Consider the following 14,628-nt stretch of genomic DNA (forward strand, 5'->3'; position numbering starts at 1 on the left):
CAACGCTTTCGCGAGCAAGCCCGCTCCCACAAGGGTCGGTGATACGGCTAGTTCTTCAGGCTGGCCTGAACGGCAGTGACACCATCCCTGCCATCAAGACTGCTGACACCGGCCAGCCAGCGCTGAAGATCTTCCGGGTGATCACGCAGCCATTGCCGGGCCACGTCCTGCGGCGTCTTGCGCTCCATGATCGGCACCATCAGCTGGCTTTCCTGAGCGGCGGTGAAGGTCAGGTTCTCCAACAAGCGGTTCACGTTCGGGCAACGTTCAGCGTAGTCCGGCGACGTCACGGTCGAGACCGTGGCCGCCCCTTCGTTCGGCCCGTAGACATCGTCGCTGCCGGTCAGGTAGGTGATCTTCATGTTGATGTTCATCGGGTGCGGGGTCCAACCGACGAACACCACGAACTCCTTGCGATTCACCGCCCGTTGAACGGCAGCGAGCATGCCGGCCTCACCGGATTCGATCAGTTTGAAATCCTTGAGGCCGAAGTGGTTGGTTTCGATCATGGTCTTGATCGTGGTGTTGGCCCCGCTACCGGGCTCGATGCCGTAGATCTTGCCGCCCAGTTTGTCTTTGAATTTGGCGATGTCAGCGAAAGTTTTCAGCCCGGCATCGGCGACGTACTGAGGCACCGCGAGGGTGGCCTGAGCATCGGCCAGGCTCGGCTTGGCCATGACCTTCAACTGATTGGCCGCCACGAACGGGGCGATATTGTTGTCCATCGCCGGCTTCCAGTAACCGAGGAAGATGTCGAGACGCTTGTCACGAATGCCGGCAAAGATGATTTGCTGCACGGCGCTGGTTTGTTTGCTTTCGTAGCCCAGACCGTTTAGCAGCACATCGGCCATGCCGCTGGTGGCGATAACATCGGTCCAGTTGACCACGCCCATGCGCACGGCTTTGCAGGAAGCATCGTCACTGGCCAGCACACTGGTGCTGAGAAGGGCGGTGCCGCAGAGGATGGAGAGACAGCGGGTGAACAAACTTTTGATGCTTGTCATAGAGAGCGTTCTCGTGCGGCAGCGGATTGTTATGGGCCCGGTGTCTTTGTGCACCGTGGGCAGAACATTACGCAGCAGACGAGCGGTAAAAGCGAACTGTGGCGACCGGGATTTGCACGGTGGCGACTGTTCAATGTGGCGATGAGGTTTAACTGTGGGAGCGAGCCTGCTCGCGATGGCGGTGGATCAGTCCAAATAGCTGTAGCAGACAGATCGCTATCGCGAGCAGGCTCGCTCCCACAAGGGATTATGCGTTGTAGTGTTTTTTGCCCCAGGCCAGCAGCCCTTGCAGCAACTCCTTGAGCACCACCTGCGTCGGCGCTGCCAGATCCGGCCGATAGCGGAATGGCTCGAATTCTTCCATGTAGGTGCACTGGCCCAACTCGAGCTGCACGGCGTGGATGTTTTCCGCCGGGTTGCCGTAGTGGCGGGTGATGTGGCCGCCCTTGAAGCGACCGTTCAGCACATGGCTGTAATCGCCGTGGCGGGCGCAGATCGCTTCCAGTTGCGAGGCCAACTGCGGATCGCAGCTGGCGCCGTTGAAGGTGCCGAGGTTGAAGTCAGGCAGCTTGCCGTCGAACAGGTGCGGAATGATCGAGCGAATCGAGTGGGCGTCGAACAGCAATGCATAGCCGAACTCGGCTTTCAGGCGGGCCAGTTCCTGCTGCAGAGTGCTGTGGTACGGCGTCCAGATCTGCTCCAGATAGGTCGCGCGCTCTGCTTTGGACGGCTCAAGACCCTCACGGAACAACGGAATGCCGTCGAACAGCGTTGCCGGGTATAGACCCGTCGTTGCACCGGCATACAACGGCTTGTCGTCGGACGGCCGGTTCAGGTCGATGACAAACCGCGAATACTCGGCGGCCAAGGTGCTGGCGCCCAATTCGCTGGCGAATTGGTAAAGCGTTGGAATATGCCAGTCGGTGTCCGGCAGGCTTTTCGCGTCGGGGATCAACCCGGATTCGACCGCCGGGGTCAGGCGCACGCCGGCGTGGGGCATGCTGATCAGCAGCGGCACGCGGCCTTGTTTGAAGTTCAGAACCTTATCCACAACTGCTCTCCTACACGCTCGTTTCGACGCCGTGACGCACGACGCGTTTTTCCAGGTCGCCGCCCAGCCAGTACGACAGGTCGGCGGGACGATCGATTTGCCAGGCGACGAAATCAGCGGCCTTGCCGACTTCCAGCGAGCCATGGGTCTCGGCCATGCCCAACGCGGTGGCGGCGTGAATCGTCGCGCCGGCCAAGGCCTCTTCCGGGGTCATGCGGAAACAGGTGCAGGCCATGTTCAGCATCAGGCGCAGCGACAGCGCGGGCGAGGTGCCGGGATTGAGGTCGCTGGCGATGGCGATTTTCACCCCGTGCTTGCGCAGCGCGTCCATCGGCGGCAACTGGGTTTCACGCAGGAAGTAGAACGCGCCGGGCAGCAACACGGCGACGGTGCCGGAGGCGGCCATGGCGATGGCGTCGTCTTCGGTCATGAATTCCAGGTGATCGGCGGACAGAGCCTGGTAACGCGCGGCCAGGCTCGACCCGTGCAACGACGACAGTTGCTCGGCATGCAGCTTCACCGGCAGCCCGAGTCGTTGCGCAGTGACGAATACACGCTCGACCTGCGCCGGCGAAAACGCCAGGTACTCACAAAACGCATCCACCGCGTCCACCAGCCCTTCGGCGGCCAGGGCTGGCAGCATGTCCGCGCAGATGTGATCGATGTAGGCGTCGGCGCGGTCCTTGTATTCCGGCGGCAGGGCGTGGGCCGCGAGGCAGGTACTGCGCACGCTGATGGGCAGTTCGGCGCCGAGACGACGGGCCACGCGGAGCATTTTGCGTTCGTTGGCCAGATCGAGGCCGTAACCGGACTTGATTTCGATGCTGGTGACGCCATCGCGCATCAGGCTTTTCAGGCGCCTGGCAGCGCTGGCGAATAGTTCGTCTTCGCTCGCCGCGCGGGTCGCACGCACGGTGCTGGCGATACCACCACCGGCCGCGGCGATGTCCGCGTAGCTGACGCCTTGCAGGCGCTGCTCGAACTCGCCGCTGCGGTTACCGCCGAACACGCTGTGGGTGTGGCAGTCGATCAGGCCCGGTGTCACCCAGGCCCCGTTCAAATCGTTGACCGCCGGGTATTCGCCGGACGGCAGTTCAGCGCGGGGGCCGACCCACTCAATGTGCGCACCGGACGTCACGATGGCTGCATCCTCGATGATCGAGTAGACGCCTTGCGCCATGGTTGCGACGTGGCAGTGTTGCCAGAGGGTTTTCATCCCTTAGTCTCCACAGTATTCAAAATCGAATCGCCAGCGGGCTGGCTCCCACAGGGTTTGTGGGAGCCAGCCTGCTGGTGATGAGTACATCACAGGCTCGGCAAAATCTTCGCAGTGACCAAATCATTCAGGCACCGCGTCGCCAGCAATTCGCTCGCGGCATTGATGTCCGGCGCGAAGAAACGGTCCTTCTCGTAGAACGGCACTTCGTTACGCAGGATGGCGCGCGCCTTTTCCAGTTTCGGCGAGGTCTTCAGACCATCGCGCAAGTCCAGACCCTGGGCCGCCGCCAGCCATTCCACCGCCAGAATCCCGCGGGTGTTCTCGGCCATTTCCCACAGACGCTTGCCGGCCGCCGGGGCCATGGACACGTGGTCTTCCTGGTTCGCCGAGGTCGGCAGGCTGTCCACCGAATGCGGATGGGACAGCGCCTTGTTTTCGCTGGCCAGGGCCGCAGCGGTCACTTGGGCAATCATGAAACCGGAGTTGACGCCGCCATTGGCCACCAGGAACGGCGGCAGTTGCGACATGTGCTTGTCCATCATCAGCGAGATGCGGCGTTCGCTCAGCGAGCCGATTTCCGCGATGGCCAGGGCCATGTTGTCGGCCGCCATCGCCACTGGTTCGGCGTGGAAGTTGCCCCCGGAAATCACGTCGCCTTCAGCGGCGAACACCAGCGGGTTATCCGACACGGCGTTGGCTTCGACGGCAAGCACTTCAGCGGCTTGACGGAACTGTGTCAGGCAGGCGCCCATGACTTGCGGCTGGCAGCGCAGGGAGTACGGGTCCTGAACCTTTTCGCAGTTCTGGTGCGAGTCGGACACTTCACTGCGCTCACCGAGCAAATCGCGGTAGGCGGTTGCGGCGTCGATCTGGCCTTTCTGACCGCGTGCGGCATGGATGCGTGGGTCGAACGGCGAGCGCGAACCCAGGACCGCTTCAACCGTCAACGCGCCCAGGGCCAGGGCGCCGGCAAACAGGTCTTCGCCTTCGAACAGGCCGCGCAACGCGTAAGCGGTGGACACCTGCGTACCGTTGAGCAGCGCCAGACCTTCTTTCGCCGCCAGGGTCAGCGGGGTCAGGCCGGCAACTTTCAGCGCATCAGTGGCTTCAAGCCATTCGCCCTTGTAGCGCGCCTTGCCTTCGCCGAGCAGCACCAGCGACATGTGCGCCAACGGCGCCAGGTCACCGGAGGCACCGACCGACCCTTTCAACGGAATGTGCGGGTACACCTCGGCGTTGATCAGGGCGATCAAGGCGTCGATGACCACGCGGCGGATACCGGAGAAACCCCGGCTCAAGCTGTTGACCTTGAGCACCATGACCAGACGCACCAGCGCGTCACTGATCGGTTGGCCAACGCCGGCGGCGTGGGACAGCACCAGCGAGCGCTGCAGGTTTTCCAGGTCTTCGCTGGCGATGCGGGTCGAGGCCAGCAGACCGAAACCGGTGTTGATGCCGTAAGCGGTGCGGTTCTCGGCGAGGATCTGCTCCACGCAGGCGACGCTGGCCTCAATCTGCGCCGAAGCGCTGTTGTCGAGGGTGATCCGGACCGGTTGCTGGTAGATATCACGCAGTTGGGCCAGGGTCAGTTGGCCGGGAATCAAATTTAGCGCAGTCACTTTTATTCTCCTTTTGAGAGCATTTATTAACTAACCAGACGCTCCGGAGATGTCCGTTGTCCGTCGCTTCCCGCCTTTTGGGGGGCTGGCGCCTTGGCACGCTGGTTTGATGTGGAAATCAGTTCAGGTTCGGTAACGCCTTGTGCAGCACATTCGGGTCCTTCAACACCGCGGCAGCCGCGGCGATGTCCGGCGCCAGCCAGCGATCCTGATCATAGGCCGGTACTCGCTCGCGCAGCAGACGCCACGCCGTATCGGTGCCCGCGCCAAAGCGCTGGGCCTTGAGGAATTCGAAGGCCTGGGCCGCCAGCAGATACTCGATTGCGAGAATCTGCGTACAGTTTTCCAACGCGCGGTGCAGCTTCAGGGCGGCGTTGGTGCCCATGCTCAGGTGATCTTCCTGCAGGCCGGAGGTGACATAGTTGTCGAGTACCGCCGGTTGCGCCAGTTGACGGTTTTCCGCACACAGCGACGCGGCGACGTATTGCACGATCATCATCCCGGAGTTCACCCCCGGATTGGCCACCAGGAACGCCGGCAAACCGCTGACGTGCGGGTTGATCAGGCGGTCGAGACGACGCTCGGCGATGGAGCCGATTTCCGCCATGGCGATGGCCAGCAAATCCGCGGCCAGGGCCACGGACTGACCGTGCGGGTTGGCCTGGGACATGATGCGGAAATTGTCTGGGGTGCCCAGCAGCAAGGGGTTATCGGTGCAGCCGTTGAGTTCAGTTTCGATCTGTTGAATCGCGTGGGTCAGTTGATCCCGTGCCGCGCCGTGGACCTGCGGAATCGATCGGAGGCTCAGCGCGTCCTGGGTCCGAATGCCTTTGCTTGACGCAATCACTTCGCTGTCATCGAGCAACGCCCGCAGATTGTTGCCAACCTGCTGCATGCCCGGGTGTGGCTTGAGCGCGATGATCTCGGCATCGAACGCCGCGATCTGGCCGCGCTGGGCCTCGAAGCTCATGGCGCCGATCACATCGGCCCATTGCAACAGGCGCGTGGCATCGGCGATGGCCAGGCAACTGAGGCCGGTCATGCACGGCGTGCCGTTGACCAGGCACAAACCGTCCTTGGCGCCGAGCTGAACCGTTTGCAGACCTTCTTCGGCCAAGGCTTGCTGCGCGCAAACGATCTGCCCGCGATAGCTGACATTGCCGACGCCGAGCAGCGAGATGCCGATGTGCGCCATGTGAGTCAGGTAGCCCACCGAGCCCTGGGACGGCACTTGCGGGGTGATGCCGCGATTGAGCAGCGCCAGCAGCGCTTCGACCACCTGGCGATGAACGCCGGATTTGCCTTGGCTGAAGTTGGTGATGGCGGCGCACATGATCGCGCGCGTCTGCTCGTTGGCCAGCACAGGGCCAACGCCACAGGCGTGACTGAGCAAGGTGTTGCGCGACAGCTGGCTGAGTTGTTCGTCTTTCAGCGAGACGTTGCACAGCGCGCCCAGGCCGGTGTTGACGCCGTAGGCGCGTTCGCCGCTGGCGACGATGCGCTGGACGATCGCCTGGGCATTCTCGATCCGTGCCCAGGCCTGGGCGGACAGCTCCAGCTGTGCGCCGTGACGAGCTACCGCGACCACATCTTGCCAACGCAATTTGGCGTCGGCGATTACGATTTTTTCAGCCTGGGACATTTCAACCTCAACCGTACAATCTGAATATTGATGCAGCTTTGCCGACGCCTTCGCGGGCAAGCCCGCTCCCACAGTGCTCTTGGGTGTGAACAACATTTGTGCAACACAACCAGTCCCCGTGGGAGCGGGCTTGCCCGCGAAGAGGCCGGCCTGAACGCTGCAAATCTGCTTAAACCACCGCCGCCCGCCGCTGAACGAAGCGGTCGACATATTCATCCGCCGGCGAATGCAGAATCTCTCGCGGCGTGCCGACCTGGATCAGGCGGCCATCCTTGAGGATCGCGATGCGGTTGCCGATGCGCACGGCCTCGTCGAGGTCGTGGGTGATGAAGACGATGGTCTTGTGCAGGGTCTTTTGCAGTTCCAGCAACTGGTCCTGCATCTCCGCGCGGATCAGCGGGTCGAGGGCGCTGAAGGCTTCGTCCATCAGGATGATGTCGGTGTCCGCCGCCAATGCACGGGCCAGGCCCACACGCTGCCGCATGCCGCCAGAAAGCTGATGCGGGTATTTGTTTTCGTACCCTTTGAGGCCCACGGTGTTGATCCAGTGCAGCGCGCGCTCGGAGCACATCTGCTTGCTCTCGCCGCGGACTTTCAGGCCGTAGGCGACGTTCTCGACCACGGTCTTGTGTGGCAGCAGGCCGAAGCTCTGGAACACCATGCTGATCTTGTGCCGGCGAAATTCGCGCAGGGCTTCCATGTCGTATTGCAGGATGTCCACGCCGTCCACCAGGATCGCGCCGCTGGTCGGGTCGATCAGGCGATTGAAGTGGCGCACCAGGGTCGACTTGCCGGAACCCGACAGGCCCATGATCACGAAGATCTCGCCGGTGCCGATGCTCAACGACAAGTCGTTCACGCCGACCACACAGCCGGTTTCGGCCAGTACCTGATCCTTGGTCTTGCCCTGGCTGATCATGCCCAGCGCTTCCCTGGAACGGTTGCCGAAAATCTTGAAGACGTTTTTGACTTCGATCTTGCTGATGGCTTCGTTGCTCATTTGCTCACCTCATGCCGTGGCCGACCATACGCCTGAGTAATGCGGTCGATGACCACTGCCAGAATCACGATCGCCAGGCCGGCTTCAAGGCCGCGTCCGACGTTGAGGGTCTGAATCCCCACCAACACATCTTCGCCGAGGCCACGGGCACCGATCATCGAGGCAATCACCACCATCGACAGAGCCATCATGGTGGTCTGGTTGATCCCGGCCATGATGCTCGGCAGGGCCAGCGGCAGTTGCACGCCGAACAGTTGCTGCCAACGATTGGCACCGAAGGCGTTGATCGCTTCCATCACTTCACCGTCGACCTGGCGGATGCCCAGATCGGTCAGGCGGATCAGCGGCGGCGCGGCGTAAATCACCGTCGCGAAAATCGCCGGCACCTTGCCCAGGCCGAACAGCATCAGCACCGGGATCAGGTACACGAAACTCGGCATGGTCTGCATGATGTCCAGCAACGGCATCAGCACCGAACGCAGGCGATTGCTGCGCGCCGAAAGAATCCCCAGCGGAATGCCGATCAGCACCGAAATGACCGTCGCCACCATCATCAGCGCGAGGGTCTGCATCAGTTTGTCCCAGAGGCCGACCGCACCCACGAGGAACAGCAGGCCGACGATCACGGCCGTGGTCACGACTTTGCGGGTCGCGTGCCAGGCCACGCCTGCGACGATCGCCAGCATCAGCCACCAAGGCGCCGCACGCAGCAGTCCTTCAAGATTGACGATGGCCCACAACAGGGTATCGGAGATGTGCCGAAACACGTCGCCGTAGTTGGTGACCAGCGAATCGACCCAACCGTTGACCCAGTCGGCGATGGAAAAGGTAAAGCTTTCGGGAAACATAAGAGACTCTCAATCAAGGGGTTGCGATTCAGCGTCCGACTGCCGTGACCGGCAGTCGGAGAGGCTCAACCTACAAGGCCGCGTCGATCTTCTTGGCTGCGTCTTCGCTCACCCATGCGTGCCAGACTTCAGGATGTTCCTTGAGGAAGGTTTTCGCCAGTTTTGGCGATTCGATTCGCTCTTTGGCCATGCGCCCGAGGTTCTGGTTCAGCAGGTCGATCGGCATATTGACCTTTTCCAGCACGGCCACCAGTTCCGGGGCCTCGTCGTGGAAGGTCTTGGACAGGCCGACCTTGATGGTTACACGCTTGTCCACGCCTGGCTTCTCTTCGAGCTTGACCAGGTCGACCTGGCCCATCAGCGGGGTTGGCGACCAGTAGTAGAACAGGATCGGCTCGCCACGCTTGTAGCTCGACAGCACCGCGGCATCCAGCGCCGGGCCGGTGCCGGGGCGGAAGTTGGTGTAGCTGCTTTCCAGGCCGTAGCTTTTCAGCATTTCGCTGTTGTCGAGTTCACAGGTCCAGCCGGCCGGGCAGTTGTAGAAACGGCCCTTGCCAGGTTCTTCGGCATCCTTGAACACCGAGGAATACTTGGCCAGGTCAGCAATGTTTTTCAGGTCTGGCGCCTTGGCTTCCAGCTTGCGCTTGGCATCGCCTTCGATCACGTAGCGAGGCACGTACCAGCCTTCCACCGCACCAACCACCGGAGCGCCGACACCGACGACCTTGCCGGCCTTCTCGGCCTTGTTCCAGACTTCGCTGCGGCCGACCCACTCTTCGGCAAACACTTGAATGTCGTTGCTGCTCAGGGCGTTTTCCATGGTGATGGAGTTGCCTGGCAAGCTGTCGGTCTTGCAGTCGTAACCTTTTTCCAACACGGTCTGCAGCACGTCGGTCAGTAACATGGCGCTTTCCCAGTTCAGACCGGCGAATTTCACCGGTTTGCCCGATTCGCACCAACCGGCCGCCTGAGTGGCGCCGGCACTGGCCAGCAGGCCCATGGAAAGCACGGTAGTCAGCAGAGTCTTGTTCGATTTCATTGTTGTGACGCTCCTAATCATGAATTGGCTTACGGCAGTCAAGAGGCATCCAGCCCTGTCCACGTCCAATCAGGCCTGCGCCGCAGCGCGACCGGCCCCGCTTGTTTTAGGTTGTACAACGCTGTTCTGCTCGACTGGCAGAATCAGTTGATCGGGCACTGAACCGTGCCATTTTTTTGCGCATACGTAATACAGGGCTGCGGGAAGCACCAGACCGATAATCCAGGAAATGTCCACGTCACCCAGGGCCGCCACCAGCGGACCGGTGTAGAACTTGGTGGAGATGAACGGCAACTGCACCAGTACACCGAAGACATAGACGCTGATACCGAGGGGGTTCCAGCGGCCGTAACGACCTTGCGGATCAGCCAGCGCCGGGACGTCATAGCGCTCGCGGGTGATGCAGTAGTAGTCCACCAGGTTGATCGCGCTCCACGGTGTGAAGAACGCCAGCAGGAACAGGATGAAGGACTTGAACGCACCGAGGAACGAGTGCTGACCGAGCAACGCCATCAGGGTCGCGGCACCGACGATGACCAGCACGAAGACCAGACGCTGCAAGCGCGTGACCTTCAGCTCGCCACGGAAACCGCTGATGATGGTCGCGATGCACATGAAGCTGCCGTACGAGTTCAACGTGGAAATGGTGACCTTGCCGAACGCGATGCTGAAGTACAGCAGCGCCGCGGTGGCACCGGTACCGCCCAGACCGACGATGTAAGCCACTTCGTGACCGGCAAATTGCCCGTTGGACGAAGCGGCAGCGAACACGCCGAGGATCATCGCCACTTGTGCGCCAATGACCGAACCCGCGCCTGCGGCGAAAAAGGTTTTCACCGAGGAAGTGTTGCTTGGCAGGTAGCGTGAATAGTCAGCCACATACGGGCCGAACGCGATCTGCCAGGACGCCGCGAGCGACACGGCGAGCAGGAAGCTGCTCCAGCTGAAGTGGCGGATTTGCAGGAGTGCGCCAACGTCCGTCTGGCTCATCAGACGCGTGAACAGGTACACAAACGCAATCACGCCAATGACGCTGGCAATACGGCCAATCCAATGGATCACCCGATAACCAAGCACCGTGACCAGCACGATGACACTGGCGAAAGTGAGGATACCGACACTGTCGCTGACACCGAACAACTGGCCCAGCGCCTGGCCGGACAGTACGGTTCCGGTGGCGGTGAAGCCCAGGTACATCAGGCAGACCAGCACGATCGGGATGGCCGCACCATAGACGCCGAACTGCACGCGGCTGGAGATCATCTGCGGCAGACCCAGCTTGGGCCCCTGCGCGGCATGCAGCGCCATGACGCCGCCGCCGATCAGTTGGCCGATCAGCAAACCGATCAGTGACCAGAACACATCACCGCCCAGCACCACGGCCAGGGCCCCGGTGACAATCGCGGTGATTTGCAGGTTGGCACCCATCCACAGGGTGAACTGGCTCAACAGACGACCGTGTCTTTCCGCTTCCGGGATGTAGTCGATCGAACGCCTTTCGATCAACGGTTTATTGCCTGCACGATCGTTGTTAACAGCCATGGTTCAACCTCTGTGGATTGTTCTGGATAGGGTTCGGCTTCTGTGGGAGCGAGCCTGCTCGCGATAGCGGCCTCTCAGTGAACAACTGAGCTGAATGTGCCGCCGTCATCGCGAGCAGGCTCGCTCCCACAAAGGGCAATCTTCAGTTGCCTGTCACTTGCCAGTAATCATTGGCAGGTTCAGCCCTTGTTCCTTGGCGCAGTCGATCGCGATCTGGTAACCCGCATCGGCGTGACGCATCACACCCGTCGCCGGGTCGTTGTGCAACACGCGAGCGATACGCTCGGCCGCTTCGTCCGTACCGTCGCAGACGATCACCATGCCCGAGTGCTGGGAGAAGCCCATGCCGACGCCGCCGCCGTGGTGCAGCGACACCCAGGTCGCGCCGCTCGCGGTGTTGAGCAGGGCGTTGAGCAGTGGCCAGTCGGACACGGCGTCGGAACCGTCCTGCATCGACTCGGTTTCGCGGTTAGGGCTCGACACCGAACCGGAGTCCAGGTGGTCGCGACCGATCACGATTGGCGCCGACAGCTCGCCGCTGCGCACCATTTCGTTGAACGCCAGGCCGAGCTTGGCGCGCAGGCCCAGGCCAACCCAGCAGATACGTGCCGGCAGACCCTGGAAGCTGATGCGCTCGCGGGCCATGTCCAGCCAGTTGTGCAGGTGCGCGTCGTCCGGGATCAGCTCTTTGACTTTGGCGTCGGTCTTGTAGATGTCTTGCGGATCGCCAGACAGTGCCGCCCAGCGGAACGGGCCGATGCCACGGCAGAACAGCGGACGGATGTACGCCGGCACGAAGCCCGGGAAGTCGAAGGCGTTTTCCACGCCCACTTCCTGAGCCATCTGACGGATGTTGTTGCCGTAGTCGAAGGTCGGGATGCCTTGCTTCTGGAATTCCAGCATGGCTTTGACGTGCACGGCCATCGACTGCTTGGCTGCCTTGATCACGGCGGCCGGCTCGGTCTTGGCACGAGCGCGGTATTCGTCCCAGGTCCAGCCGGCCGGCAGGTAGCCGTTGAGCGGGTCGTGGGCGCTGGTCTGGTCGGTGACCATGTCCGGGCGTACGCCGCGCCGGACCAGTTCCGGGAGGATTTCCGCCGCGTTGCCCAGCAGGGCGATGGAGATCGCCTTGCCTTCTTTGGTGTACTTCTCGATGCGGGCCAGCGCGTCGTCGAGGTCCTTGGCTTGCTCATCGACGTAACGGCTTTTCAAACGGAAATCGATGCTGACCTGCTGGCATTCGATGTTCAGCGAGCACGCACCCGCCAGGGTGGCGGCCAGTGGTTGAGCGCCGCCCATGCCGCCGAGGCCTGCGGTCAGGACCCAACGACCTTTCAGGTCATCGTTGTAGTGCTGGCGACCGGCTTCGACGAAGGTTTCGTAGGTGCCCTGGACGATGCCCTGGCTGCCAATGTAGATCCAGCTGCCGGCGGTCATCTGGCCGTACATGGCCAGGCCTTTGGCGTCGAGTTCGTTGAAGTGTTCCCAGCTCGCCCAGTGCGGTACCAGGTTGGAGTTGGCGATCAGTACGCGCGGGGCATTGGTGTGGGTCTTGAACACGCCGACCGGCTTGCCGGATTGCACCAGCAGGGTCTCGTCGTCGTTCAGGTTGGTCAGGCTTTCGACGATCTTGTCGTAGCACTCCCAGTTACGTGCCGCACGACCGATGCCGCCGTAAACCACCAGTTCCTTAGGGTTCTCGGCCACTTCCGGATCAAGGTTGTTCATCAGCATGCGCAGCGGCGCTTCGGTCAGCCAGCTCTTGGCGGTCAGCGTGTTACCGCGGGCAGCGCGGATTTCAACGTCACGAAACTTAGTAGGTTTAATGTCAGTCACGAAAAAGACTCCTCAGCGATCAATCCAAACCAACCCTGGCAGTGGGCAAGTCAGCCTGCGCGCATCGTTGCGCCGCAAGCGAATCAGTGGACGTTGCGAGGAGTCTCGATCGACTCATACGCATACGTCTTTACTTGTACATACAAGCATATGCAATCAAGCGGCCAACTTGTTGGATGGGCATTCAAGAAAAAGTCGGAAAAAGCGCTAAGGCCTGTAGGATAAGGGTTCTGAGGGAGATGAAATTTTTCGAAGGGATTTTGCGGAAGGGCTAACGGCTGTTACTTGAGCACGGTTTTGCGCCACGCTGGGGCGTTCGGTAACAAGTTGGTGCGATGAGGGAAACGATTTTCTACTGTAGGAGCGAGCAGGCTCCGGGCGGCGTTCCGACGATGGTCGTGAACGCTGACGGGGGGGAACCATATACCCCGCGGCGCTCTTGGGTTTCTCGCGAGCGTGCTCGCTCCTACAGGGGATAGTGCAAGGGATCAGGGATCAGCGTGCAGTCAGTTCGATAACGCAGCAGGCGCTGTCAATGGAGACTTCCACGAGACCGGCATTTTTCTCCAGTTGCAGGCAGTCATGGCGACCCAGTTGCTGGGCACTGCCATTGATCATCACCTCAAGCGTATCACTGACACTGAACACCAGTACCGTCCCCGCTTCGCTGAAAAACCGCTGCTCGCCCTGCAGCCACTGCAACCGCGCGCTGTAACGCTTTGGCGCATAGATCAGGTTGAAATCGCGGATCGGCCCACCCAGCAAGGTGCAGGACACCTGGCTCTCACCACTGAAGGCAAACGGGTCGATCGGCAACAACGGCCGCGTTGCCTGGCCGTCAACTGACAGGGTCATGCCATCGCCCTGCAACACCGTGATAATCCGCTCGTAACCCGCGAAGGTGGAAAACCCGCCCGACTCACCGATGTCGGCAATCGACAGGCGCCAGCCGAAGCCATCAAGGCCAGTTCCCGCATCGCGGGTAATTTCTTCAGTGCTGCCGCCGCCGTTTTTCCATGGCATGCGCGGGTAATCCCTGGCCCGTAGAACTTTGGTTTCTTTCATTGATAGCGCTCTATTTATGGAACCGACCTTCCAGACGATGACGGGAGCCGGGGTGAATCAAACGTGCAGCGGTCACCGGCTGACGGCCGGACCAGGTGCGACGGCGAATCAGCAGGCACGGCTCGCCCTTTTCAATCTGCAGCAATTTGCACTCGGACGCCTCGGCCAGAATCGCCTCAACCACGTGCTCGCCTTCGGTCAGCGGCGCGACCTGGTTCAGGTAGGCGTAAGGCGTTTGCAGGGTGAAGTCCTGCTTGAGGTAATCGGGGGCCACCAGCGCGTTCACGAAACGGTCTTCGATCTGCACCGGGATGTCGTTTTCGAAATGCACGATCAGCGAATGAAAAACCTTTTGCCCTTCACGCATGTCCAGCGCCAGGGCGCGCTCGGAACCGGCGGCCTCTTCCTCGAGGGTGATGACCTGGCAGGTGTGGCGGTGGCCGCGGGAGGCGATTTCGTCGGCGATGTTGTGCACTTCAAACAGCGCGGACTGGCTTTTCGGCTCGGCGACGAACGTGCCGACCCCCTGCATGCGAACCAGCAGACCGTCGGCAGTCATCTCGCGTAGCGCGCGGTTGATGGTCATGCGGCTGAAACCGAGCTGGCTGACCAGCTCGCTTTCCGACGGAACGCGGTAGTGCGGCGGCCAGTTTCCACTGTCGATTTGCTGGGTGATCATCTGTTTGACGCGGGCGTACAAGGGCGCCGGACTGTCGCCCATGTTCGCGGCCAACGGTGACACTGCAGGCGGAGTCGGCACGGT

Annotated in this window: 12 protein-coding genes; all 12 read right to left on the reverse strand. The window is 61.4% G+C overall.

What is annotated here, in order from left to right; genetic code table 11:
- Positions 1–47: 47 nt before the first annotated feature.
- The 12 genes from NTD84_RS11500 to hutC all read right to left on the reverse strand — a co-directional run bounded on the left by NTD84_RS11500 (position 48) and on the right by hutC (position 14,586).
- On the reverse strand, positions 48–995 hold the full coding sequence (locus NTD84_RS11500; protein WP_262165581.1) for a choline ABC transporter substrate-binding protein: 948 nt from the start codon (positions 993–995) through the stop codon (positions 48–50).
- A 256-nt stretch (positions 996–1,251) separates the two neighbouring features.
- A complete protein-coding gene (hutG, locus tag NTD84_RS11505; RefSeq protein ID WP_262165331.1) occupies positions 1,252–2,055 on the reverse strand; it encodes an N-formylglutamate deformylase in 804 nt (267 codons plus the stop codon).
- 10 nt (positions 2,056–2,065) lie between these two features.
- The gene (gene hutI, locus NTD84_RS11510; protein WP_262165334.1) at positions 2,066–3,271 is read right to left on the reverse strand and encodes an imidazolonepropionase; all 1,206 of its coding nucleotides are present in this window, start codon (positions 3,269–3,271) and stop codon (positions 2,066–2,068) included.
- Between the two features lie 89 nt (positions 3,272–3,360).
- Positions 3,361–4,893 (reverse strand): histidine ammonia-lyase, encoded by a 1,533-nt coding sequence (gene hutH / locus NTD84_RS11515; protein ID WP_262165336.1) that lies wholly within the window; start codon positions 4,891–4,893, stop codon positions 3,361–3,363.
- Between the two features lie 118 nt (positions 4,894–5,011).
- Positions 5,012–6,535: a histidine ammonia-lyase gene (hutH, locus tag NTD84_RS11520; RefSeq protein WP_262165338.1), complete on the reverse strand. Its 1,524-nt coding sequence runs from the start codon at positions 6,533–6,535 to the stop codon at positions 5,012–5,014.
- Positions 6,536–6,704: 169 nt separating this feature from the next.
- The gene (locus tag NTD84_RS11525; protein WP_262165340.1) at positions 6,705–7,535 is read right to left on the reverse strand and encodes a glycine betaine/L-proline ABC transporter ATP-binding protein; all 831 of its coding nucleotides are present in this window, start codon (positions 7,533–7,535) and stop codon (positions 6,705–6,707) included.
- Positions 7,532–8,383 (reverse strand): ABC transporter permease, encoded by an 852-nt coding sequence (locus tag NTD84_RS11530; RefSeq protein ID WP_010464518.1) that lies wholly within the window; start codon positions 8,381–8,383, stop codon positions 7,532–7,534. Before NTD84_RS11530 ends, NTD84_RS11525 begins: the two co-directional genes overlap by 4 nt.
- A gap of 70 nt (positions 8,384–8,453) precedes the next feature.
- On the reverse strand, positions 8,454–9,422 hold the full coding sequence (locus NTD84_RS11535) for an ABC transporter substrate-binding protein (RefSeq protein ID WP_262165344.1): 969 nt from the start codon (positions 9,420–9,422) through the stop codon (positions 8,454–8,456).
- A gap of 69 nt (positions 9,423–9,491) precedes the next feature.
- Positions 9,492–10,964, reverse strand: coding sequence for a purine-cytosine permease family protein (locus NTD84_RS11540; RefSeq protein WP_262165346.1), 1,473 nt, complete (start codon positions 10,962–10,964; stop codon positions 9,492–9,494).
- 153 nt (positions 10,965–11,117) lie between these two features.
- The gene (gene hutU, locus NTD84_RS11545; RefSeq protein WP_262165348.1) at positions 11,118–12,800 is read right to left on the reverse strand and encodes a urocanate hydratase; all 1,683 of its coding nucleotides are present in this window, start codon (positions 12,798–12,800) and stop codon (positions 11,118–11,120) included.
- 495 nt (positions 12,801–13,295) lie between these two features.
- Positions 13,296–13,865: a HutD family protein gene (locus NTD84_RS11550; protein ID WP_262165350.1), complete on the reverse strand. Its 570-nt coding sequence runs from the start codon at positions 13,863–13,865 to the stop codon at positions 13,296–13,298.
- A gap of 10 nt (positions 13,866–13,875) precedes the next feature.
- Entirely contained in the window at positions 13,876–14,586 is a 711-nt protein-coding gene (hutC, locus tag NTD84_RS11555; protein ID WP_174602685.1) for a histidine utilization repressor, read from the reverse strand.
- Positions 14,587–14,628 lie beyond the last annotated feature (42 nt).

Source organism: Pseudomonas sp. 14P_8.1_Bac3 (genome assembly GCF_025466085.1).
Lineage (GTDB): Bacteria > Pseudomonadota > Gammaproteobacteria > Pseudomonadales > Pseudomonadaceae > Aquipseudomonas.